This is a genomic window from Paenibacillus solani (assembly GCF_001277345.1).
GTDB classification, from domain to species: Bacteria; Bacillota; Bacilli; order Paenibacillales; family Paenibacillaceae; genus Paenibacillus_AQ; species Paenibacillus_AQ solani.
This window is the reverse complement of record NZ_LIUT01000006.1, coordinates 173,548-197,513: the sequence shown is the minus strand read 5'-3', so window position 1 is coordinate 197,513 and position 23,966 is coordinate 173,548. Positions and strand designations below refer to the sequence as shown.

General features: G+C 48.1%; 21 protein-coding genes. 2 read left to right on the top strand and 19 right to left on the bottom strand.

The annotated features are described in order from the left end of the window. Positions 1 to 101: 101 nt before the first annotated feature. The 3 genes from AM231_RS22200 to AM231_RS22190 form a co-directional block, all read right to left on the bottom strand. Positions 102 to 1,178, bottom strand: coding sequence for a DUF4179 domain-containing protein (locus AM231_RS22200; RefSeq protein ID WP_054404557.1), 1,077 nt, complete (start codon positions 1,176 to 1,178; stop codon positions 102 to 104). Next, positions 1,175 to 1,714: a sigma-70 family RNA polymerase sigma factor gene (locus AM231_RS22195; RefSeq protein WP_054404556.1), complete on the bottom strand. Its 540-nt coding sequence runs from the start codon at positions 1,712 to 1,714 to the stop codon at positions 1,175 to 1,177. The genes AM231_RS22200 and AM231_RS22195 overlap by 4 nt, the downstream gene beginning before the upstream one ends. A 230-nt stretch (positions 1,715 to 1,944) precedes the next feature. Further along, entirely contained in the window at positions 1,945 to 2,193 is a 249-nt protein-coding gene (locus AM231_RS22190; RefSeq protein WP_054404555.1) for a DUF896 domain-containing protein, read from the bottom strand. 332 nt (positions 2,194 to 2,525) lie between these two features. On the opposite strand from AM231_RS22190, the gene AM231_RS22185 reads away from it, so the two are divergent. Further along, complete coding sequence (locus AM231_RS22185) at positions 2,526 to 3,881, top strand: sodium-dependent transporter (protein WP_054404554.1); 1,356 nt, start codon at positions 2,526 to 2,528, stop codon at positions 3,879 to 3,881. Between the two features lie 1,005 nt (positions 3,882 to 4,886). Here the strand turns inward: AM231_RS22185 and AM231_RS22180 are convergent. From AM231_RS22180 to AM231_RS22170, 3 genes are all read right to left on the bottom strand, one after another. After that, positions 4,887 to 6,926, bottom strand: coding sequence for a bifunctional diguanylate cyclase/phosphodiesterase (locus AM231_RS22180; RefSeq protein ID WP_054404553.1), 2,040 nt, complete (start codon positions 6,924 to 6,926; stop codon positions 4,887 to 4,889). 334 nt (positions 6,927 to 7,260) lie between these two features. Then, complete coding sequence (locus tag AM231_RS22175) at positions 7,261 to 8,643, bottom strand: DUF5808 domain-containing protein (protein WP_054404552.1); 1,383 nt, start codon at positions 8,641 to 8,643, stop codon at positions 7,261 to 7,263. Positions 8,644 to 8,661: 18 nt separating this feature from the next. Beyond that, positions 8,662 to 9,051 carry a GntR family transcriptional regulator gene (locus AM231_RS22170; protein ID WP_053490335.1) on the bottom strand — a complete coding sequence of 130 codons (390 nt, stop codon included), beginning with the start codon at positions 9,049 to 9,051 and terminating at the stop codon, positions 8,662 to 8,664. 190 nt (positions 9,052 to 9,241) lie between these two features. On the opposite strand from AM231_RS22170, the gene AM231_RS22165 reads away from it, so the two are divergent. After that, complete coding sequence (locus tag AM231_RS22165) at positions 9,242 to 9,655, top strand: DUF2500 domain-containing protein (protein ID WP_054404551.1); 414 nt, start codon at positions 9,242 to 9,244, stop codon at positions 9,653 to 9,655. A 180-nt stretch (positions 9,656 to 9,835) separates the two neighbouring features. Here the strand turns inward: AM231_RS22165 and AM231_RS22160 are convergent, their stop codons facing one another. The 13 genes from AM231_RS22160 to AM231_RS22100 all read right to left on the bottom strand — a co-directional run bounded on the left by AM231_RS22160 (position 9,836) and on the right by AM231_RS22100 (position 23,919). Then, positions 9,836 to 10,246 carry an OsmC family protein gene (locus AM231_RS22160; protein ID WP_054404550.1) on the bottom strand — a complete coding sequence of 137 codons (411 nt, stop codon included), beginning with the start codon at positions 10,244 to 10,246 and terminating at the stop codon, positions 9,836 to 9,838. A gap of 37 nt (positions 10,247 to 10,283) precedes the next feature. Next, positions 10,284 to 11,270, bottom strand: a complete 987-nt coding sequence (locus tag AM231_RS22155) for an ABC transporter ATP-binding protein (RefSeq protein WP_054404549.1) — start codon at positions 11,268 to 11,270, stop codon at positions 10,284 to 10,286. Then, positions 11,254 to 12,276, bottom strand: coding sequence for an ABC transporter ATP-binding protein (locus AM231_RS22150; protein ID WP_054404548.1), 1,023 nt, complete (start codon positions 12,274 to 12,276; stop codon positions 11,254 to 11,256). The genes AM231_RS22155 and AM231_RS22150 overlap by 17 nt, the downstream gene beginning before the upstream one ends. Positions 12,277 to 12,296: 20 nt before the next feature. Next, positions 12,297 to 13,202: an ABC transporter permease gene (locus AM231_RS22145; RefSeq protein WP_054404547.1), complete on the bottom strand. Its 906-nt coding sequence runs from the start codon at positions 13,200 to 13,202 to the stop codon at positions 12,297 to 12,299. 16 nt (positions 13,203 to 13,218) lie between these two features. Beyond that, positions 13,219 to 14,169, bottom strand: a complete 951-nt coding sequence (locus AM231_RS22140; protein ID WP_054404546.1) for an ABC transporter permease — start codon at positions 14,167 to 14,169, stop codon at positions 13,219 to 13,221. 101 nt (positions 14,170 to 14,270) lie between these two features. Further along, on the bottom strand, positions 14,271 to 15,869 hold the full coding sequence (locus AM231_RS22135) for an ABC transporter substrate-binding protein (RefSeq protein WP_054404545.1): 1,599 nt from the start codon (positions 15,867 to 15,869) through the stop codon (positions 14,271 to 14,273). A 306-nt stretch (positions 15,870 to 16,175) separates the two neighbouring features. Next, a complete protein-coding gene (locus tag AM231_RS22130; protein ID WP_054404544.1) occupies positions 16,176 to 17,315 on the bottom strand; it encodes a toxic anion resistance protein in 1,140 nt (379 codons plus the stop codon). Between the two features lie 67 nt (positions 17,316 to 17,382). Next, on the bottom strand, positions 17,383 to 19,074 hold the full coding sequence (locus AM231_RS22125; RefSeq protein ID WP_054404543.1) for a vWA domain-containing protein: 1,692 nt from the start codon (positions 19,072 to 19,074) through the stop codon (positions 17,383 to 17,385). Between the two features lie 15 nt (positions 19,075 to 19,089). Further along, positions 19,090 to 19,836 carry a hypothetical protein gene (locus AM231_RS22120; RefSeq protein WP_054404542.1) on the bottom strand — a complete coding sequence of 249 codons (747 nt, stop codon included), beginning with the start codon at positions 19,834 to 19,836 and terminating at the stop codon, positions 19,090 to 19,092. Positions 19,837 to 20,258: 422 nt separating this feature from the next. Beyond that, positions 20,259 to 21,014 (bottom strand): phosphate ABC transporter ATP-binding protein PstB, encoded by a 756-nt coding sequence (pstB, locus tag AM231_RS22115; RefSeq protein WP_054404541.1) that lies wholly within the window; start codon positions 21,012 to 21,014, stop codon positions 20,259 to 20,261. Positions 21,015 to 21,083: 69 nt separating this feature from the next. Then, entirely contained in the window at positions 21,084 to 21,992 is a 909-nt protein-coding gene (gene pstA / locus AM231_RS22110; protein ID WP_054404900.1) for a phosphate ABC transporter permease PstA, read from the bottom strand. A gap of 2 nt (positions 21,993 to 21,994) precedes the next feature. Next, on the bottom strand, positions 21,995 to 22,957 hold the full coding sequence (gene pstC / locus AM231_RS22105; RefSeq protein WP_082341777.1) for a phosphate ABC transporter permease subunit PstC: 963 nt from the start codon (positions 22,955 to 22,957) through the stop codon (positions 21,995 to 21,997). A gap of 107 nt (positions 22,958 to 23,064) precedes the next feature. Then, positions 23,065 to 23,919 carry a phosphate ABC transporter substrate-binding protein gene (locus tag AM231_RS22100; protein WP_054404540.1) on the bottom strand — a complete coding sequence of 285 codons (855 nt, stop codon included), beginning with the start codon at positions 23,917 to 23,919 and terminating at the stop codon, positions 23,065 to 23,067. Between the last annotated feature and the right edge of the window lie 47 nt (positions 23,920 to 23,966).

Here is a 23,966-nt window from a genome sequence, read left to right as displayed (position 1 = left end):
CATTTTGATTGAATAGCGATTAAGAGCGAGCAGGATTGGTCAGCCATGCGGCCACCATCACAACTCGCTCTTTTTTTCATGCATATTTACCTATGACCTGCTTATTCTTCTACAGTTATATGGAATTCTAGTTCCGGTATATACATTTTATCTCCAGAATTCTGCACATAAGGTTTAATGGTAATCGACTTCGGCTTGGTTGGGAAAGGTTCGTACATGTAGGTATTTCTAAGCACGCCATCCGATCCGTAGCCGCTTCCACCGAGTGATTGAGCCAAGTCTCCTTTTTCATTCACCACCTCGTAATCGATGTTAAGAAACCCGGTTATTTTATATTTATCAGGAACGGATTGCTCGAACTCTTTAAGGTCCTGTCCTGCTTTACCTGAGATGCTTACGATTATTTGCATGGTAGCCGGAGTGATGGTTAAGCTGTCAATGTTCATATGGATATTATCATGGATTTTAGATTCTTCAGACTTTAAACTCACACGATCTGCGGCACTGATCTTGACCGGAATGTTGAAGGTGAACGGCTCCTGCTCCTCTATATGCCACACAACAACACCTAAATCGAATGCATCTGGCAAGCCTTGCGGAGAGAAGGTCAAGATAACCGAATTCTTCTCTTCTCCCATGGCTCTGGACATTCCATAACCAAAATTCAGCTCTTCGCCGTCCGCATAGAAACGAATGGTATTCACCTCATTGTTCTTGCCCATCTGGTCCCACCAGCTTCGAAAGGCTTTACTCTTGCCATCCTTCGTTTCCAGGGACAACACCATGGATAAACGGCTTCCGTCATACATTAACTCGGAGATGCTCAGCGTTGTTTTATTCAGCGTCACGCTCTGATCAATGTCCATGGTCATACCCTGTCGGCTGGCTGTTTTGAGGCCCTCATCCCCGCTATTTAAGAAGATGCTTCCTATAAACGGTATATTTTTTAAAGCCTCCGCCATGACGGGGGAAATGTAACCTGAACCGATAATCAGCAAGACCGAGGCCACGACCGCGATCAATGCAGCAGGTAAACGCAGCTTCTTCCGAACGGGAGGCGTGTTCTCCAGAAACTCATACGTAAGATCTAATCGCGTTCGAATCGTATTCGGCAATTGCTTCGCTTCCTCCACTTCGTCCTTGGCCTGTTCAAGTTCATAATTAAGGTCATGTTTCATAGGTTAACCTTCCTTTCCCTGTGATTGGCCAGCCATTCCGACAGCGTGACCCTGGCCCGGTGAAGACGCGTCTTTACGGCACCTTCGTTCAAATCAAGCATTTCCGCAATCTGCCGCAATGGCAAGTCTCGAAAATAATGCAAAATCACAATGGTACGGGACACTTCCTCCAATCTATACACCGCTTCCCGTAAATCGATATGGACATCGATGCTCGGTGTAACGTGCCTGGCTTCCTCCTGATTATGTAACGGGACCACGTTGCTCTTTTTGCGGAGGATCCTGTTGCATTCATTAATCAGGATGCGAAACAGCCATGTTTTGAAGAACGATGCCTCTCTTAAGCTCGGAAGTGATTTATATGCTTGTAATATGGCTTCCTGCAAGGCATCTGCGCAATCCTCATCATGTCTTAGGATGGCCTTCGCTATGTTGTACATTTGCAATTCCAATGGCCTGATCAAATTGATGAATGCTTCATGGTTTCCTTTCTTGGCGAGCTTAACCTCTAATTCTTGCTCTGTCTCCGGTGCCAAAGAATAACCTCCCTTCACGCCGCGCTTTCTTATAAAATCAATCTCACTAATTAGATATCCATGACTTCCAAAAGGTTACAAACTGTATGTATTATAACGGGCTATATAAAAAAACTCCCGCAAGTTCGTAAGAACTTACGGGAGTTAATTGTTTGGATCTATATTTAGGGTGAGATACCCTGCCTAATATGATTGCGTTTATCCTTAGCTTCAGGCATCCACTGCCGTCACTAAATATCTGCATTCCTTGCTTCATCTTCTCTCAGCTTCTTCTGCTCAAGACGAAGTTTCTCAGGTGTTACATCGTTCCCGTCAGGATCGACGATGCTTAATCCGGAAAAGGTGCTCAGTACCTGTCCGCGAATCTCACGGAGATATTCCTTGCGCAACGCTTGTTGTTCTTCTTTTTCCGCAGCAGTGAGGGCTCCATCCCGCTGTTTCTGGGCCAATTCATTAATTCGGGTCAAGCTGTTGATCATGATATCCCTCTTTTCATTATTCCTGTTGTGGAATTTTATCTTAATATAAAGATACAACAATCTAAGATATTTGTCAATACTCGCCAAATTTCATCTCCCGCAGGATGAATTTGTGAGATTTGCCCTATCTAAAGTCTCTTCATTTCTTTAAACTTAGCATTTATGGTTTATTGGTTTGCAAATCTTGGTTAATGTAAGTATGGAAAACCTTGTATTTACAGCATAATAATAATGCAGTTCTTCCTCCCTTAGGAAAAAATACTTATGCCTTTCTGACAGAACTTGAAATATAATATAGGAACTTAACTTTAAACGCAACTGGGGGAACATCTATGAAGTCTCAGAACAGCAACACAGCTTCACCGGGGAAACAGGACCGTTTCTCCTCAGCCGGTTTTATTCTGGCTGCGATCGGCAGCTCCGTCGGTCTCGGAAATATGTGGAAATTCCCTTATATTACGGGGGAAAATGGCGGAGCAGCTTTCTTTCTACTTTTTATCATCTGTCTCATTGTGATCGGTTTGCCCTTACTACTAGCAGAACTGGCCATTGGACGAGCTGGACGGGGAAGCGCAGCGACTTCCTTCGTTAAAGCGGGCGGGCCCAAAGTGTTTGGTCATCTTGGGTTACTCCAGGTTATCGCACCGTTTCTCATTCTGACTTTCTATGTCATTGTGGCAGGCTGGACGCTTCATTACGCGGTCCTGTCGTTTAGCGGAAATCTGTACAACAACACCGATTTTAACGGTCAATTCACGACATTTACGGACGGGTACATGCCTGTCATATGGCAAGTCGTCGCGATTGCGATTACAGGATGGGTGGTAGCCAAAGGCATCTCGGGAGGCATCGAGAAGTTCAACAAGGTGTTAATTCCGAGTCTGATTGTTCTGCTGATCGTGTTAATGATTCGTGCGGTAACCTTGCCAGGAGCCGGCGAAGGCGTCTCCTTCTTCTTGAATCCTGACTTTTCCAAGCTCAGTCCGGAAGCGGCGTTAGTAGCGCTGGGGCATGCCTTCTTCTCACTCTCGCTGGGAATGGGTATTCTATTGACCTACGGCGCTTATGTAGATAAGCGGCAATCGCTAGGTCAGGCAACTATCGCCATTGGAGCAGGTGATCTGATCTATGCATTTATTGCCGGACTTATCATCTTCCCGACAACAGCTTCCTTCGGCATTCAGCCGGATGCTGGTCCAAGCTTGGTCTTCATAGCTCTGCCAGCTGCCTTCTCGGCCATGCCGCTGGGTGCTCTGTTCGGAGGTTTGTTCTTCGTACTGCTAGCCATCGCTGCCTTAACTTCTGCAGTCTCCATATTAGAGGTCCCTACCTCGTATATTATGGACCGCTGGCATTGGGGGCGAACAAAATCAGTGATGTTCATCAGCGTGCTGACTTTACTCGTCGGTCTGCCCTCCGTGCTGTCCTTCGGCATTGTACCTGGTCTTGAGGATATCGGCGGCAAGAGCTTCTTCGATTGGCTGGATTTCATCACATCTAACATTCTGCTTCCGATCGGTGGTCTCATCACTACCATCTTCGCAGGCTACTTCTGGAAAAAGGCAGCAGACTCGGCTGGCCTGAAAGCCGGCTGGTTCCGGATCTGGCTGTTCATGCTCCGTTATGTTGCACCAGTTCTCGTAGTGCTGGTGCTGCTCCATACCACAGGTGTAATCAAGTTCGAATAACCTGAGCAAGGCAATCCCATCGTCACACGGAGACGGTTGGGATTGCCTTTTTCTCATGCCCGCTCCTATTAAAAAAGCAGGCGATAGAATTACGAACATGATCGGCATTCCCATCACCATCTTGCAGTTTTACTGTACTCATCTGTTTGATATCCCTTAGGATGTTAATATAACATCCCTATTTAAATGGAATTATTTAGCGCAAATAACTAAATACTTCAGACAATTCGCTGAGATCAGCTATTTCCCGAGAAATAATGACACGTTATTTAGACGGTAATCGATGATTATATGTAAGTATTTATATACTGAAAACTCATTCTAACAATGAGCTGCTAGGGGCTCTGTATACAATGGAAGTAGGACATTGATAGAATGCTTAAATTATCAATAATGAAAATGGGAAAAAACAGACCTTCAGGGCGAAGATCTGTTATAGGGCACCACAAGCAAGCATGGCTCAGTTTCTAAGAGTGCCTTGCCACACTTTCCCTCTTCCGCTTCTATTTAGCGATGATTATCCTTATTGAAATGATCCTACATCTCGTGGAATGGAGGAGTCTTCAGCAAATAGCCATGTTGTCCTGGAACCTAAATATTTTTGAAGTAACAGTAGAGGTGGTACCTGAAATTACGAAGAAGACTTGGGAGGACTTTCGGGTTTGTCCTTGTCTTTGGGAGCTTCCCTTAAAAATTTATTGATGTCAATTCCAAGCTGAACACACACGACTTCTATTTCCAGACGAATAGACATACATCACCTCATGCCGATATCCTTTCCTCAGACGGACCCTCTTAAGATTATGTTTCACGTTCAATGTTATGAGACCTATCTTTTTCTATCTTAAACGTAATTTTAACCCAGGAAACATCAGAATTTGTCATCATCTACCCCGTTTCATCACAAGCTGCAGCGAATACATCGTTTTGTCCTATCAGAACGCATCATCTTCTGTCGGCATAAGCACAGCGGACACCTCACGTGCCCGCTATCGCTTAAATTCGTTATGTCACTTCCACTTTTTTGTCCTCAAAGAATCCTGTCTCTTCTACCTTATGTTCATGCTCGTATATCCAGATATCGATCTCATGAATATCCATTGGCTTGCCATAAAAGTACCCTTGCATAACATGGCACCCCAGTTCGGTTAAAAAATCGATATGCTCCTTGTTCTCCACACCTTCAGCAATGACGTCGAGGTTCAGGTTCTCTGCCATGAGCACAATGGCGTTGATGATCGCACGCTTACTGGGTGTATCCAAATCATTCGTGAACAGACGATCCAGCTTTAACGCATCAATCGGGATCCGATCAAGGAGTCCTATCGAAGAATAGCCTGTGCCAAAATCGTCCATGGAAACCTTGACCCCCAAGGCACGGATGCTACCAAGCTGACGGATGACTTCATTCACATCATGCAGTACCATGGACTCTGTAATCTCAAGCTCTAACAGATGCGGCTTCAGATTCGCCATTTCCAGCACATGCTGTACGAGCTCGATCAGATTATCGCTTTGAAATAACCGGATCGATAAATTGACCGAGACCGGCTGAATGATACCTCTCTCCTGCCAAGCTTTGGACTGTTTGCACGCTTCCTCCAGCATCCATCGGGTTATCGGGATGATGAGTCCGGTTTCCTCGGCAATCGGAATGAACTCAAGCGGAGATACCACACCTAATCGCGGGTGCCTCCAGCGGATCAATGCCTCAAACCCAACCAAGCGATCCGTCCGCACATTCCATTTGGGCTGGTATACAATGAAGAACTCCCTTAACTCCAGCGCTCTTTGCAGATCCTTCTCCAACTCCATCTTACGAACCTCTTGAATCCCCATCTCCTCGCTGTAGAGGCATTGCTGGTTCTTGCCAAGCCTTTTTGCTTTGTACATGGCAGTATCCGCATTCTTGAGCAGGGTAGTACGGTCAGAACTATGAACGCAGCCAATGCTGACTCCGATGCTGGCCGTCACATATAGTTCGTTACCGTCGATATGATATACGTTTTTTATTTTCTCGAGTACGTCCTCGGCTACTTGCTGGGCATACACGGGATCGCTCTGCTGGAGAATGATCAGGAACTCATCCCCTCCAATACGAAAGACCTGCTGCCCGTTGTGAATGAAGCGGCTCAGACGCTTACCTACTTCCTGGACCAGCAAATCCCCCACATTATGCCCCAGCGTATCATTAATCGCCTTAAATTGGTCCAAATCCACGAATAAGATACTGATCTCTTCCGTTCCGGAATGGGTCTCAAAGAATCGATTCATCTCATTTCTATTGGGTAATCCCGTAATCGTATCCTGAAAGGCCAGCTTCTCCAGCACATGCCGATCGAAGAACATAGCCCCCCAAGAGACCAGCAAAATAACAAAAATCGTTACAGTCACACTGTACAAAAGAAAGAATTCCATTGACTGTGACTGTTCCATGATCATTCCGGCATGAGATTCAAATCTCGCGGCCTTCATGCCTGTATAATGCATTCCGCAGACAGCAAAACCCATAATGACGGCCGATCCCCACTTACCAAAACTGGTCTTGCCGCGATGCCGAAAACGCAGAAACAATAATAATGCTGCGTAGGAAGCAACCAAGGCGATGATGGCGGACAACACCCAAAGACCGGGATCATACCGGATGTCTGCGGACATGATCATCGCATTCATTCCTATGTAATGCATGGTCACAATACCGCTTCCCATCACGAGCCCGCCAATAGCAATTTTGAACCAATTAATATCCTTGGGCATCGTAATATAAAATGCGATAAAGGAGGAGATAACGCTAGCCAGCATCGATATGATGGTCAGAGGAACATCGTACTTCACTTCCATATTCATGTGCATTGCCAGCATACCGACAAAATGCATGGACCAAATGCCGCTTCCCATGACCAAGGCACCGCCTAACAGCCAGAAGAACTTGGACTTTCCGTTCGCCTCCCAGATTTGAGACGTAATATTCAATGCAGAGTATGATGCAAGAATTGCAATCACGACCGAAAGCGCAACGATATATAAGTTATAAGTGCCATCCATCTGAGCTGTGTCCACTCCCTTTTGTCTGTCATTCTTAGGTCCTATTAAGTTCATACGTTTTCTATCTGTTAACGGTTCAAAAATGAAGGTTTTTTCATATTATACGTCAGCAAACTAGTCAATTTCTCAACAATCTTTATCTTAAGACGTGCCAACGAAGCGGAAATAGGGCTTGAGAACCATATAATCTATCGACGGCTGAACCGTTCTTTCTCGCAGTAAAAAGTCCTTACCGTTATTACAAAAAAGCTGCGACCCTAAATGCAGGATCTGCAGCTATACATCATTATAATTGCTCTTCTCAAGTTGAACAGGCGGTTATTATATGAAGAAATTACTCCCCTGTCATCTCTCGCAGCTCCTCGTACAACTCTTTGGTCTTCGCAGGGTCCTCTTCGTTATAAAAAATATACCCGTCATCCAGCTTGAACTGGATATAGGGAGGATTATTCTTGTACAGATACAGTCTCGATTTACCGATATCCTTCAGACGAAAATGTCCGCGGGCGTACTTATTGGTGGACTCGCCATTGGTTTTGGAGCCGGAGGGCACGCTATCCACGAGTGACAGCTGCCGAATGTCCACCATATCGAAGCTGTAGGAATACATCGGGTATTGAATCTCAACCTGATGGTCCGTATTAACGGTTAACTCAGGCGAAGTTAACTCCGAACGAATCATTAAGAACGAAGTCCCAAAGATGACTGCCGCCAATAGCGCAACTGTCCCCCATGCGATTATTTTTCCAACGAGGGTTCCTGTATTTATGGTCTCTCCGATGCCCACCCGCTTCGTTACCAAAATGCTCTTGTCGTTCGGATTATGGTAGGTAATACCGCTTGCCCAATACTCATCTTCGTCCGTATAAATGGTTTTGCCGTCACTTTCCAGGATCTCCCGCTCCCGGGATTGTATTCGGTGATAGACCGCAATCACCAGCCCTACCGGAATGGCTGTAAACAAGAGTGTGATCGTAAGCCAGACCCCATTCATGGATGGATTCTCGTTCATTATGGATAGAAACACAAGCAGGAAAAAGACATTCTCAAGGATAGCCATGAATAGCCATAGGTAAGAGACAGCCCGGCGTTTTGCCTGATTTAATACGAGATTGACTTCGCTGTCCATGCTGTATACTTTAGCTTTCGTCCTCCGCATCGCAAGTAAAATGAGGAAGAAAAGGACCGTCATCGCCATGCCGGCAACCGCTAGGCCCCACAGCTGGGAGTCTTTGGACACGGCCCAACGCATCAGCGCAATCGACATCACTGCAGGAATGAGAAACAGCCATGGCGAGGCAGAGCGCTGATTCTTCATCTGCGCAACGCGCAGGTCTCCCAGAATCATCCGCTTGGACCCGACAAACCAATCTTCCTCACGTTTTAACGCCATCGTCTGCCGGAATGCTTTCCGGAACGGGAGGACCATCATGACCATAAAGACCATGAGCCATAGCAAAAAATAGATCGTCTGATACGCAAACCATGGACGGAGAACGAAGAATGGGATATATGTGAGCAGCACTCCTAAACTCGTCTGGTTCATTCTTTTATTAAATTGTGTTTGTATGTTACGAATCCCCTCATGCTCCATCGCATGCTCCGGCAAGGTAACCGAGAATAACATGCCATTCTTGTATTTAGCCTGCGGTTTATACGTCGCAAGCAAGGCTACGTAACAGATGATGGCGTTAATGGTTAGAATTACGGTTAGCAAGTCAATCCCCTCTCTTTCTCATGATTCAGACTGCGGATAAGCCATCGTGGAGAAAATGCTGGAGCACAGCTCCTGGAAACGGGCAAGGCCGATTCCTTGAATCGATGCCTGGGCAATGATCAATTGAAGCTCTTCCATCATTTCCCGCGAAGGTTCGGAACGATGATGTGGAAGCGGGCTTACCTTAGCACCGTGACGGCGATCAATCACAATATAGCCCTCCTGTTTAAGCAGCGAGTACGCTTTGTTTACCGTCATCGTATTGATTCCCAAATCATCTGCCAGCTGGCGAACTGTGGGAAGCCTTTCCTCCGGTGCAAGGTCACCTGTAGCAATACCGATAACAATCTGGTTGCGAAGCTGCTCATACAGAGAGACATCACTATCCAATTGCAATGAAATAATCATCGTAAGATCCGCTCCTCTCCCCATAATGTTTATGAATACGTATCCTTCTCTTTATGTTCATGTATTAAGTATTATTCATTGTAATACAAATAATACTTAAATCATAGAGATATTCCAAAATTTGAAACATTTTGATGATCTTTGCCGTATATAAGCAATAAAAGAATAACGGACAGGAGGAGTGCCTTCCATGATGCCCCAGGGGCCGTCTTTTGGCGGAGGTTTTGATTTTATGTTCACGCTGGTCCCCATTATAATTGGAATCGGATTCGTGGTTGTGATTGGAGGCTTGATCTTCAATGGCGCCCGCTATGTTAAGAATGCCAAATCACCGCGCACGTCCGAGTATGCCCGGGTTGTCTCCAAACGCATGGACGTCCGGCACAATACCAATCATCACAACGACAACAATGGTATGATGCATTCCAGCAATTCATCCCGCACGTATTACTACATTACGCTCGAATTTGATAATGGAGAGCGAAAAGAGTTCCTCGATGTCAAGAATCTATACGGTCTGGTGGTAGAGGGAGACACCGGCTATGCCGCCATTCAAGGGGATTGGATTGTCGCCTTTGAGCGGGAAATGCAGCAGCCATTGTAACCATCCCTTAACAGAGAATCCATGTGGCTGCGCACGTACTCCGCATACACGGCATGATCTCTTAAGAACAACAGCCTTAGCTCCGCGGGTCCAAGCGGGACTAAGGCTGTTGTTCATTTATTGACGTGTAGGATCACCATACTAACTATCAAATAAGTTTGAGTCTGCTATTACGCTTAATTATTCGTTTTCAACGGGCTCATTCGCTTCTGTCAGTTCAACGACGGCTCCGTTTCTCAGTGTATTGCCGATAGTGCATGCACGCTCTACAACCGATTTCAGCTTCTCCTTGTAAGCGGGCTCCAGCGATGACGGCAGTGTAACAAGCACGTTGAAATGCGAGAATTTATTCGTTTTATCCTCTGCCTTTACCGATGACACTTCAATATGTATGGAAGACTTATCATAATCCACGCCGTCGTACGCCATTATTTTTTGGAGTGAGATGGACACACACAGCGCCAAGGACGCTTCCAGCAGCTCTCTCGGAGACAGGCCGCCTTCCAGATTCGGGTCATGATTTCCAGCGATCTGAAACCCAGCCTCATTGAATATTTGATCCTGGCCCGCTACGATTTTTAACGTTGTCATGGTCATGCTCTCCTTTATGGTTTAAGATGGTGCAACTCTAATCAACAAGATGACAGGCTACTTTATGACCCGGCCTTACTTCCCTCACAGCCGGTATGTCTGTCTTGCAGACATCCGTTGCATATGGGCAGCGCGTATGGAACACGCAGCCGCTAGGCGGCGATATCGGCGACGGGATCTCTCCCCGCAGTATAATCCGTTCTTTCAATCGGCTGCGATTGAAATCAGGTACAGCCGAGAACAGTGCTTTCGTATAAGGATGCAGGGGCTCATGGAATAGATCATCCGTCAATGCTTCCTCCATGATTTTCCCTAGATACATAATGCCGATCCGATCCGATATATACCGGACCACGCTGATATCATGCGTAATGAACAGCAAGGTTAGTTTCAGTTCCTGCTGGAGCCGCTTGAGCATGTTCAGAATTTGCGACTGGATGGATACGTCCAGGGCGGAGACTGGCTCGTCACACACGATAATCTTTGGATTCATGATCAGTGCGCGCGCCAATCCCAGCCGCTGGCGCTGACCGCCTGAGAATTCATGGGGAAACCGAAAAGCATGCTCCGGCTGCAATCCTACCGTCTTCAGGATACGAAATACTTGTTCCTGACGCTCCGCCTTGTCCCCCATCTTATGAATGATCAAGGGCTCCTCCAGCATCCGGCCGATCCTTTTCCTTGGATTGAGGGAAGAGAACGGATCTTGGAAAACAAGCTGAACATCCTTGCGGAATTTCCGCATCTCCTCCCTCGACATGGCCGCCACATCGCGATTCCGATATAAGACGTTCCCTTGGCTTGCCGGGGTTAACCCGAGGATGGCGCGTCCTGTCGTGCTTTTGCCCGAACCTGATTCGCCGACCAGGCCGTAGGTTTCTCCTTCGTACAATTGGATCGAAACATCCGTTACGGCGTTCACGTACGCCTTTGCACCCCATAGCTTGCCGAATGATCCATACACCGGAAACTGCTTGTGAAGGGAGCTTACTGTTAAGATGGATTGCTCATTTGCTTGTTCCAACGGTCGTCTCCCTCCCTTCCAGCTCGTTTATGGCTTCGTAATGCCAGCACTTCACGCGATGCTCTGTAGTAGCTATTCGCATGGGTGGCTCTGAGGTACGGCATAGCTCATCGGCATAAGGGCATCGTGTAGAAAAGCCGCAGCCCTGCGGAATATCCGTCAGAGACGGCACCGTTCCCTCAATGACATGAAGCGGCTCATTCCTGTCCCCTTCCAGCTTGGGGATGGATTGGATCAGCCCTTGCGTGTATGGATGCAGCGGCGTTTGAAACAGCTGATCCGTAGGAGCCTCCTCGACGATCTGTCCCAGATACATCACCTTCACGCCTGTACAGATTTCGGAGACAACGCCCAGGTCATGCGTAATAAACAGCACGCCCATACCCATTTTGCGGTTCAGGTCAGCAATCAATTCTAAAATCTGCGCCTGAATCGTAACATCTAGCGCGGTTGTCGGCTCATCCGCAATCAGCAATCGCGGCTCACAGGAAAGCGCCATGGCGATCATCGCCCGCTGCTGCATTCCTCCGGACAGCTGATGAGGATATTCGTTCACCCTCACTTCCGGGGAGGGAATGCCGGTCAACCGCAGAATCTCGACAGCTTGCTGATGGGCTTCCTTCTTGGACTTCTTCTGATGGAGCCGTATGGCTTCGCCAATTTGGTTTCCAATCGTATATACAGGACTCAGGGAGGTAAGCGGGTCCTGAAATATCATGGAGATTTGGTCTCCGCGGATCGCTCGTAATCGAGACTGTGAGAGGGAGAGCAGGTTCTCCTTCTCAAAAATAACCTCGCCCTCGTATTCGACCGCATCCGTATGATCCAGCAATCGCATGATGGATTGCGACATTACGCTCTTACCGCTGCCCGATTCCCCGACAATACCGATAATATCACCGCTGTTCATGGAGAAGCTGACGCCGTTCACGGCCGTCACTACTCCTCGCTCGGTGTGAAAATGCGTTTTTAGATTGTTCACTTTCAGTAGAGGCTCTTTACTCATGGAACACCCTCCAGCCTTTCTTAAGACTTTCTCGACTTATGCTTCACGCGGGGATCCAGCAAGTCGCGCAGCCCGTCCCCCATCAGATTTAAGCTTAGGACGGACAGAACAAGCGCAGTGCCGGGGAATACGACCATCCACCATGCTTTGTAAATCACAAGCTTGCTAGCTTGCAAAATATTCCCCCAGCTGGCTTCCGGTGCGGGAATCCCTGCACCCAAAAAGCTAAGTGCAGCCTCTGAGATAATCGCTTCAGCAAATACGAATGTCGCCTGCACCAACAGAGGAGACAGCGTATTGGGCACGATGTGCTGCCATATAATGCGCGTTGCGCTTGCTCCTTGCACATGCATCGCCTCAATGTAGGTCTGCTCGCGCACCACCAGCGCCGCGGAGCGGACAACCCGGGCAATATTCGGCGTGAATACAATCGTCAACGCCATGATGACGTTCAGGGCGGATGCGCCGAGCGCGGCCATTAAGGCGATGGCGAGCAAGATGCCCGGAATCGCAATCAATCCGTCACAAATGCGCATGAGAATATGATCCAGTGTTTTGAAGTATGTGGCATAAACGCCGATAATAAGTCCCAAGGCTGAGGACAGCAGGGCAACGGCAAGTCCGACGCTGATCGACACCCTGGCACCATACAGAAGCCGGGTTAACAAATCCCGGCCAAATTCGTCGGTTCCCAGCCAATGCTGGGCCCCTGGCGCAGTTAACCGATCCACCACCTTCATGTCATACGGACCATAGCTTGTGAAAAGCGGTCCGATTAGCGCCAGCAGTACTAAGATTGCAAAGATGGTCGCTCCGATCAACAGCCCATAGTTGGATCTCAGGCGGCGGTAGCCTAACGCACGCTGTTCCTTTTTCAGCTTCTTGCTGATTTGTGCGACATATTCTTTTTCCTGAACAGTAGCCATCCTGTTACACCTCTTCTTATTTGCGTTCCAAACGAACACGCGGATCAACCGCACCATATAGCAAGTCAATGACCAGGTTGATGGTGACGTACATGAGTGTGACGACAAGCACGACCCCTTGGATCACTGCGAAATCTCTTCTGGCGATGGAATTCAATATCAATTGACCGAGGCCGGGAATATTGAAAATCGCCTCCACGACTACCGCCCCCGTCACCAATGTGCCGAACGTTTGGCCAATGACGGTCAGAATGGGCAAAAATGCGCTGCGAAAAGCATGCTTGAACAGCACTTTCATCTCGTGCAAGCCTTTGGATCTGGCTGTTTTGATAAAATTCAAATTCAGTACTTCGAGCATCGATGAACGGGTCATCCTCGTGATAAGCGCCGCTTGGATCGTCCCAAGCGATATGCCCGGAAGGATAAGATACTTCATATGTTCCCAGAGACCGCTGCTTAGCGGCTCATATCCCGCCACAGGCAGCCACTGCAGCTTAACGCCAACAAACAGCATCAGGAATAACCCCAGCAGAAAGCTTGGCACTGCCATGCCCAGCAAGGATAGCCCCATTAACGAATAATCCGCCACGGACCCTCTCTTGTAGGCTGCGATCATCCCGAAGGGAATCGCCAATATAATCGCGATCACCTGCGCCAGAATAGCCAGTGATAGCGTGGGGCTGATATGCTCTGCAATGGCTTCGCTAACCGGCTGATCCATGAAGATTGAATCTCCCAGATCCCCCTTGAATACATGGGCTACCCAGCTTGTATATTGTTCGAGTAACGGTCGATCCAAGCCAAGGTCCTGATTCAGCTGCTCTATTTCCTCCTGCGATGCTTCGATACCGAGTATCGCAGCCGCCGGATTCCCTGGCGTTATGTGGATGATCAGAAAAATAGCGATCGTAACAACAGCCAATACGGGAATCAGCGACAATATTCTTTTGATAATATAAGCCAGCACGACAAACCCCTCATTTTTGTACATGGTCTATGAATCGAATTTCAAGAAAGGAGGGTGTTATCGAAGTTACATCGGTAACTTGCAACACCCTCCACATAGGCTTACTTCGCTACTTTCGCATTCCACACGACCGGCGCTTCGAACAGCTCAAAGCCTTCGAGCTTCTTCGTGGTAGCAATAACGCCATTGTAATGGCCGATTACGGTGGAGGAAGCATATTCATACAGGAAGCCCTGCAGCTTCTCCCATTCCTGCTTGGCGGCTTCCGGCGTAGATGCGCCGCGAATATCGATCAGCGCTTGCTTGACCGTTTCATTATCGAGTCCAGCCCAATCAGGATTTACCGCGAGCAGCTGAGGCGGCGTAAGCTGGTACCCTGTGCTGGCTACAAAGATATCCCACTTGGAGCGGTCGTTCTTCGCTTCCAGGAATGTTGGGAAATCGAAGTTTTCCACTTTTACATTCATGCCGATCTGACGAAGCTGCTCCTGAATAACCAATGTAGCGGTGTACATCTCGTTATAATCCTTGGTTGTCAGCAGCGTGATTTCTTCACCGTTATAACCAGCCTCTTGCAAGAGCTGCTTGGCCTTCTCGGGATTCGACTGGTTGTAATACTCCGCTCCGGCGTCGGTTGACCATTGAACTTGGTTCGTATTCAGGTAACCTGGCGCCAAAGAATATAACTCGGGTTTGGCAAAGCTGGCCAACATAATCTCCTCATTGTTAAACGCAGCAAGAATGGCTTGGCGAATCTTCACGTCCTTCAGCAAGCCCTCGCTGGTATTGAAGAAAGCCGTCAGCGCGCCGCCTGGGAATGACAGCAGATTAATGTTCTTGTCGGCTGCCAACTCATCATAGCTTTCGATCGGAATGCTGTCCGCGACATCATACTGTCCGGTCTTGACGCCAGCAATACGCGTGGAATGGTCCGTGACAAAATGGAAATATAGATCCTTGGCAGGAGCTTCTTTACGCCCGTCAAATCCGCTTGGCTCCGTATCTATCAATTGGTGATAGTCGTCATTTCGCACCAAATGTATGTATTGATCCTGCTTCCATTCCTGGAATTTGTAAGGCCCTGTGCCGATGTACTCCTTGACTCCGTCAGCCGGTGCAGATTCTACAATCTCTTTAGGCATGATCGAACCGAACTGCGCTTGTGATGCAATAAGAATCAACACATCCGATGTCGGCTTCTCGGTGGTCAGCTTCACGGTATACGGATCGACGGCTTCGAATTTGGCATTCGTCAGCAGCACCTTCGCACGGGACGAAGTTACCAGCCAGCGGTTCATCGAAGCTACAACATCCTCGGATGTCATCTCTTTCCCGTTATGGAACTTCACGCCTTGGCGAAGGTTGAATGTATACGTTAAACCATCCTCGCTTATTTCTACAGATTCAGCGAGAGCCGGTACAGGCTCATAGTTTGCATTCAGTGTATATAACTGCTCGAATATATTTCCTGCCGTATCCAGCGCAACGGCCGATACCGTCAAAGCGGTATCCAATGTAGGCGGCTGGGCCGTAAGCGCAATGTTCAGCTCGTCTTTATACTCCTTTTGCTCGGCCTGTTTCTCACTTCCTGTATTTTCTGCTGCACCTTCTTTCGCCTTTCCGGCGTCATTGCCGCATGCCACGATCAACATCATTAGCACGATCGACGATAAGAACAAACCTAGCTTTCTAGCATTCATTGGTATCCCCCCATGTAGTAGACAAATGCATAAGGAACTTCATACATCATGTCCTGTCCCAAACTGTGAAACGACCACTCTCTTAAAATCTTAGTTATTTGGTAGGTTTAATAAGTTATGAACATACTAATGGATTCGTTTGGGGCTGTCAATGCAATATTTGATCGTGTTAGCATTAATTTCCTGTTTGAGAAAACGATTTTTTTCGACACATTCCTACACTGCTTATTACAAACGAAGCTTTCATTCTTGAGCCAAATAAAAAAGAGTGTACGGTATGATAACCGCACACTCTTATCTCTTCTCTTACAGTCCCAGCTTCTGCCCGCGCTCCAGGCGCTGAATCTGCTCCTCACCCGTTACCGCCAGCTCACTGAACTGATTAATCGTCTCACGCATCCGCGGAAGTGCCTCCTGCTTGTAGGTGCTGATGGAATCCAGAGCGGACAGCACATCCGTGAACGCTTGCTTCATAGTGTCGACAGAAATGCTCGTTTCCAGCGCCTGCTTGTGAATAGCTGCTCCTTGATCCTTCAGCATTTTGGAGGTAGCACTGATCAGATTGTTCGTGGTTTCATTCAGCAGCTCAATTTTCTTCAGGACAATCTTCTGGTTGTAGAGAGCACTGGCCACCGTAACCGAGATTTTCAGCGCTGTGACGGTTACGTTTCTCGCCCGATCCACACCGCGAATCAGCTCCTTGTTGTTCCGGATGACCACTTCAATCGCCATGATTCCCTGCTGGTTCACGACCAGCATCTGCTGCAGATCCATCACCCGCTGACGCAGCGGAAACAGCACCTCTTCGGTAATAAACCGGACTTTGTCCTCCGACTCCTGACGGATTTTGGCGGCTTCAACCTGGGACTCGATTTCGGAGTCCATCAGCATACCTAGCTGTATTTCTTTTTGCAACTTTTTGGTGAGCTCACGGAGGGCTTGCTGCTCAATCTCCAGCGTCGTGTTGTCGTTTCTTAATACGGTTTTTCCCTTATCCAAAGAAACAATGATATCCGAAATGACGGCATCCGCCTTCTGGAACTTGGCAAAATATCGGCGCAGCGGGTTAAACACCATGCCCAGCAGCCCACTTTTCGCAAAATCCATAACGCTTGGATCCAGGTCCTTCAGCTGCAGCTGCAGCTCCGTTAACCCTTTGGCGACTTGACCGCCCTCGTCTCCGGTTTTTGATAATCTTCCCACCTGCACCTGCAGGAGCGCATTCTTCTCCGAGGAGGATCTCATCGTGTTAATGCCAAAATTGTCAATGGATTGGAGCACCTGTCTTCGCTTCTCGAGCGATTCGATATCCAGCTCCATGATCGCCTGCACATTGTTCGCCGCCAGCTCCTTCAGCTGTGTGACTTCCTCCGGCTCCGGCTTCACCTGCTCCTCAATCGCAGTCTTAATCTCTTCAGGACTAATAACTTCCATCGTAAATGACAATATAACCCCTCCTACCAGATTCTATTGAAATTAACCGTATCTATATAGAAAAATGCCCAAGATGATGCTACATCTGCACATTCAGCAGCTGGCCGATTTTGTAGACAACATCATCGGTATCCGCATTAATGCTGGCTGCTTCATTGATGCTGGAAATGCTTTGGAGCGCCTGGATATCGGCATTATAGCCAATGGTATATACCGGAATCTTATAGGCTTCGATCAATCCCCTGACCTCATCAAGGGAATGTCCCACATTCGTCTCACCATCACTCAGCACGAATATGAGCGGCTTAACATCCGGATTTACATCCATCTCATCCTGAAGCATCTTCAGTGCCACCACGATGCCGTCAAAGGTTGCGGTATGCCCGCTGGCGTTGAGACTGTTAATCGCTCCGACAAACATTGACTGCTGATTCAAATCGTACTTCCCGATAGGAAGATGGATCGTAACATCCGTGGAATACGATACAAAACCGATGCTGTTCTCCCTGCCTAAGTATTTCTGTCCCGTCAGCAGCGATTCTTTGAGACGGCTTAACGGCTCACCGTCCATGCTTCCTGACACGTCCGCTACAAACACAGCTGTAACCGGCTTATTGCTGTCCTTCTTCTCTTTCCACAGCTTCTGTGCGGACGGCAGCAGACTGCTGTCCACCATGCCAACCTCGGACTGATAATCATTTAGGCCGTTAAACCCTTTTTTCTCAGCTAACTTCTGGTATTTATCCTGCTCCACAAACGCTGCGAATTGTTTGATAATGTCCAGCTTCTCCTGCGGCAATTTTCCAAGCGCATACAGCGGGCTGTCATGTCTTACGCCAAACGGCGTAAAGACGTAGCCGCTCTTCATATCTGCTGCATTGACGTAAGTCTGGTATTCCAGAACGAAGGCGTCCAGCATGCCTGACTTAGCCGCATCGCGCATCTGAATCGTAGTGGAAGCCGTGAAGGGAACATTGGCCTGGAATTTCTCAAAACCCTGCACCGCTTTTTCACTAAGCAGATCATGGCTGTCAAATGTTTCGAGGGCCGTAATCAGGAAGTTCAAGCCCGTCGAACTTGCAAAAGGATCTGTGTAACCCATTGCCAACTCATTATTCGATATAGCATCCGTCAGCGTTTTGACATTCAGGGAACCATATTTCTGCACCAGTTCGTCATATTTCGCCTTTTTCGTTACGACTCCTGTCACGTTTCCGGTCAGACGCTTGGACACAAGCTCGGCTTTGACGCCATATACCTTGACCATCTCCCCCCATAGCTCGTTGGAAGGCGTAAAGGCATCCGGCACATATTTTCCAGAGGTTATGTAATCGGTTGCGGTTCCGGAAGCAATATTACGGATCTTCACGGATACCGGTTTACCATTCACACTCGGATTCGATTTATTAAACTCAGCTGCCACCTCGTTCAGCCATCCGTCAATGCCCGTGCCTGCTTTCTCGGGCGAGGAGAAGATTTCAACATATAAGTCCGTTGTATTCTCAACCGAGATCGGGAATTTGGATATATCCGGCAGGGAATCTGCAACCGCAACCGGGTCCAGATCAACTTGACCTTTGACGGGGTCCGCCGACGTAACCGTAATATTTTTATAAATTTTGTTTAATTTCTTCGCTGCATCTTCCGAATTAACCTCGGTCTGGCTTTTGCCCAGATTCGAGGTCAAAGTAATCCCCGCGTAGACAAGAACAAACACAACCACTGCAATCGCCACTAATACAACAAAGGCACTACCTTTGCTTCTTCGCATGCTCATCTCCCTCTCTTATTGCTTGTATAATTTAGTTTGCTTGATTAGACTATCGATTTCCTTCATGCAGGGCATCTCCTCAACTTCCCGGTAGTCGGTACTATCGAGTAACGAGATTTCCAGCAGCAGCTGATCGAGCTTGAGCATAATCTCCTCATTGGCCTCCAGATAACCCCGCACATAGGTTAGATACTCTTGATATAAAGCTGCCTTTTTCTGTGCGACTTTACTTAAGGATGAAGGAGAATCCTTGGGCTGATCGGCAATACGGGCAAAATCGGATGCGGCGAAGACGCCAAGCTTGTTCAGAATCCCTCTAATATTCAGATAGAACAGCTTCTCAACCTCATCGATGACCGCTATGAATTTCTTGTAACTGAGCTCAGTTTGTTCGAAACGTTGGGCCAGAACATTCAGCAGTGCGTCCCTCTTGATCTCAATTCGGTCCAATTGATCTAGTCCCAGAGCAATATCCTTCTTCAGCACTTTCACATTGCGGTAATGATGAAGCGCTTCTATATAATCGTCCCGAGTCTGAATCGTTTGAATCGATCTCACAGCCGGAGACTTGAATAACAATATATAGCTGCCATAAAAGAGGGCTAGTATGCTGATTACCCATACCGTGATGACCGACGCGGTCTGAAAGGCGTTGTCTCCGCCGATCTGAAATCCAAGCAGTCCTGGCGAGAGCAGCACGATATTCATAATCACGATAACCACCATGAGCAGAAATAATTTCACGAATTTCGAGCCATTCAAGAATTAACACCTCCCCTGCTCCCAAAGAGCGAAAACGGATTCGTCCTAGACAATTGGTAGGGCAATCATCCATAAATACCAGAAAAAACAAAGGACATAACACATACTACGTTTCATCTCGAAGTTAGATGCATTTTCCTCTTGTGTTAAGCTTGCCGATTCAACATTTTATTCTTCTGTTTCGGGTCATCACCTGGCTAATATGAGGCGCGCATGATCATTTCTTGTTTCCGAAAAACCATGGCGGAATGCAGAGAATCGCTGTAATAACAGAGGAGCCGAGCCGAGGCAAGCAAGATATAGAGGTAGGGTAACTATATCAAAATTACATAAATAATCCAATGGTTATGCGACAAAAGGCACAAAAAAAGTCCTTCAGAACATGGCTGAAAGACTTCTATTATATTTTGATAGGGGCTCTATCATCCGAATCGGCCACTGATATAATCCTGCGTACGCGAATCGGCTGGATTAGCGAACAGCCGCTGGGTAGGTGCATATTCAACAACCTCACCGTTCAGAAAAAACACCGTCTGCTGCGACACGCGTGCCGCTTGCTGCATGTTATGCGTGACCATGACGATAGTGTATCGGTTCTTGAGCTCATGGGTCAATTCTTCAATCTTGAAGGTAGAGATGGGATCAAGAGCCGAGGTTGCCTCATCCATCAGCAGGATGTCCGGCTCAACTGCCAGCGCGCGGGCGATGCAAAGGCGCTGCTGTTGTCCTCCGGACAAACTGAGAGCTGGCCGCTTCAAATCGTCCTTCACTTCATCCCACAGTACAGCAGAGCGAAGGCTCTGCTCAACAATTTCATCCAGCTTCTTTTTGCCGCGAACACCATGCTGCTTTGGGCCAAAAGCTACATTATCATAGATGGATTTCGGAAAGGGATTGGGCTGCTGAAATACCATTCCGATTTTCTGGCGGAGGGATTCGACATGAACCTCATCATGGTATATATCCGTCCCGCCGATGGCCACTTTACCTTCGATCCGCGTTCCGGGTATCCGGTCATTCATCCTGTTTAGGGTCCGCAGCAGCGTCGATTTACCACACCCGGACGGGCCGATAAAAGCAGTGATCGCACGCTCCGGGATCTCGATCGATACGTCTTTTAGCGCATGGTATTCGCCGTAATACAAATTCAGTTTGTTAATGTCAATGAAAGGCTGCATAAGTGAGTCCCTCCCGGCGTTTTTGTAAATGGTGTCCGTTTGCATAAGCATCTGTTGGATTCATCACCGTCATGCCTGGTTTTTCCTTGTATTCAGCCACAGCGGTACACGGAATACGATATTAATGAGCAGAGCAAAGAAGATCAGGACAGCGGTTGTCTTCTGCGCGATTTCCTGCGCATCAGGGACGATAGCTTCGGATTGAACGTACCACAAATGAACGGCAAGCGTTCCGCCCGGCGAAAACAGATTGAAATCCCACATCTCCCCGGAAGTGGATACTCCGGCTGTCAGAATAATCACGGCACTCTCCCCGAATGCGCGGCCAGCTGTCAGGCAGATACCCGTCATGATCCCGTTCATAGCTACCGGCAGCAGTACACGGCGAATCGTCTGCAGGTGGGTTGAGCCAAGTGCAAATGAAGCATTTCGTAGTTCAACCGGAACCGCCCGAATTGATTCTTCCGTTACCCTTGTCAGCACGGGCAGATTCAGGAATGCAAGACTGACGGCCGCACCCAGAATGGTAAGACCAATCTCAAAAAATTCCACGAACAGCGCAATGCCAAACAAGCCAAAAATAATGGATGGAACAGATGACAATCCTTCCACGCAAATACGCACGATCTCAATCAGTTTGTTGTTTGGAGCAAATTCCGCTAAATAGATCCCCGCAGCCAGTCCGATCGGAATGGAGATCAAGAGGGAAATGAACAGCACATAGAACGAATTAAACAGCGCCGGGCCGATCCCGCCCCCTTCTTCGATCTCGCTTGGCAGTCCGTACAGGAAGTCCCAGCTCAGCTGTGGCAGCCCCTTTTCCAGAAGCAAAAACAGAAGCCCGATAATAAATAAAATGACAACAATCCCTACACCCCATACCAGCCCAGTAAACAGCCGATCCATAAGGACGGAGGCCCCTCTGCGTTTGCCAAATGCATATGCGGGAACGGGGTTTGCCTGCTTCTTCATGCTCATGCTCATGAATTGCGTCCCCCTTTTTTCTGAAGCATCCTTACCGCTACAATCATCAATAAGGAGATGGCTAGCAGGATAAAGCCCATCATATACAAGCCGTAATTCCAAGTGGAATCAAATTCAACACTCGAAATTTGCATAACAATGTTACTGGTCAGCACCGCTGTTGGTGTAAACAGACTGTTCGGAAGCTGGGCCGTATTGCCAATGACCATAACCACGGCCATGGTCTCGCCAATCGCCCGTGCCATACCCAGGATCACGGCATACATGATGCCGTTTTTCGCCGCTGGCAGCACGACCCGGATTACAGTTTGGAAACGATTCGCACCGAGCGCATAGGCTGCATCGCGGTATTTGTTCGGCACAGCTGAGATTGCATCATCGCTGATTCGGCTGATCGTCGGAAGCACCATGATCGTCAGAACGATGGATGCCGCGAGCAGGCCGTCAGCCAGATCATGCCCGCTAATTGTTCGAAGCCATGGGATCAGCAAGGTCAATCCTAAAAAGCCGTATACTACGGAAGGAATCCCTACCAGCAAATCCAGCACGGGACGCAGCAGATTTCGCAGCCATGGCGGGGTCATTTCCGCCAGGAATACGGCCACCACAACCGAGATCGGGATCGAGATCAGCATCGTGAGGCTAGTCAGCGCCAGCGTGCCGAGAATAAAGGTCAGCGCTCCATAATGCTCATTCTCCGGGTCCCAATTAGTAGAGAAAAAGAATTCCGCCAGCGATACGTTGGAAAAAGTCAGAATACCTGTCCGGAGCATAAGGACCAATATGCATAACAAGACCAGACAAACAAACAGCGCGCTGCCAATGCAGACTATACGAAACAGCTTATTAGACCAGCGGAGGCGCATTTTCCGATCAAACTTGGCACCGGATACCTTGGCAAAGCTTTGCCCTAATTCTGACGGAGCCTTGCTGTCTGAAGGTGGGTTCATATCGATCATACAGGGTTCTTCCTTTCACATAGAGAAGCCAGCTTGGCGTCCTTGCACTGAAGCTGGCTAACCCTTTCCTATGAATTGCAGTACATGTGAATACGATAGAAATTCGTTTATTTAACAGCGGAAAGCGGAATGAATTTCAGTTTTTTCAGGGAACCGTTCTGGAATTTACTGCTTTGGATATATTCGATGAATGCTTTGGTTGCGCCGGTAGGTTGGCCTTTGGTCATGTAATACCCGATGCCCCATACCTTGTAGTTTCCGTTCAACACGTTTTTCTCAGTTGGTGCCACACCATTAATGGACAGTGCCTTCATCTTGCTGGTTACGTAAGGAAGGTCAATATAGCCGATTGCATTTGGCGTCGTTTCGATTGTCGTTTTCATATCGCCGCTGGAGCCGACTTCCTTGTAGTTGTCGCCTTTGTTCATAAACTCCTTGCCACCCAGCGCTTTCTGTTGGAAGTTAACGCGCGTGCCGGAGCCGAACTTGCGGTTAACGACAACGATTTTGGCATCCGAGCCGCCGACCTCTTTCCAGTTCGTCACTTTGCCGGAGAAGATATCCTGAAGCTGCTCAGTCGTCAAGCTGTTCACACCCACGTTCGGATTGACTACAGCAGCAAATACCGTTACCGCTACCGGATTAGCTACCAGACCGTCGAATTTGTTGAATCCCGGCACGTCCTTGGATGCATCCCAATCCACGGCACCGATATCGGCAATGCCTTTGCGTACCGACTGCGGACCTGTAATGGAGCCAGCCGCGGAAGCCGAAATTCTCACCTTCGGATTCTCCTTCTTGAATTCACTTGCAGCTTGCAGCGTAAGCGGCAGCAGTGCAGATGAACCGTTAATGACAATATTTCCTTTCAAATTGCTCTTCGCTGCCGCAGCTGACGAAGCGCCGCCTACCAGGGATACGGCCACCATAATCGCCGTCAAAGATTTCATCCATTTTTTCATCGTATATAAACCCCTCTCCTATTAGAAAATCATTGTTTACGTTTGAG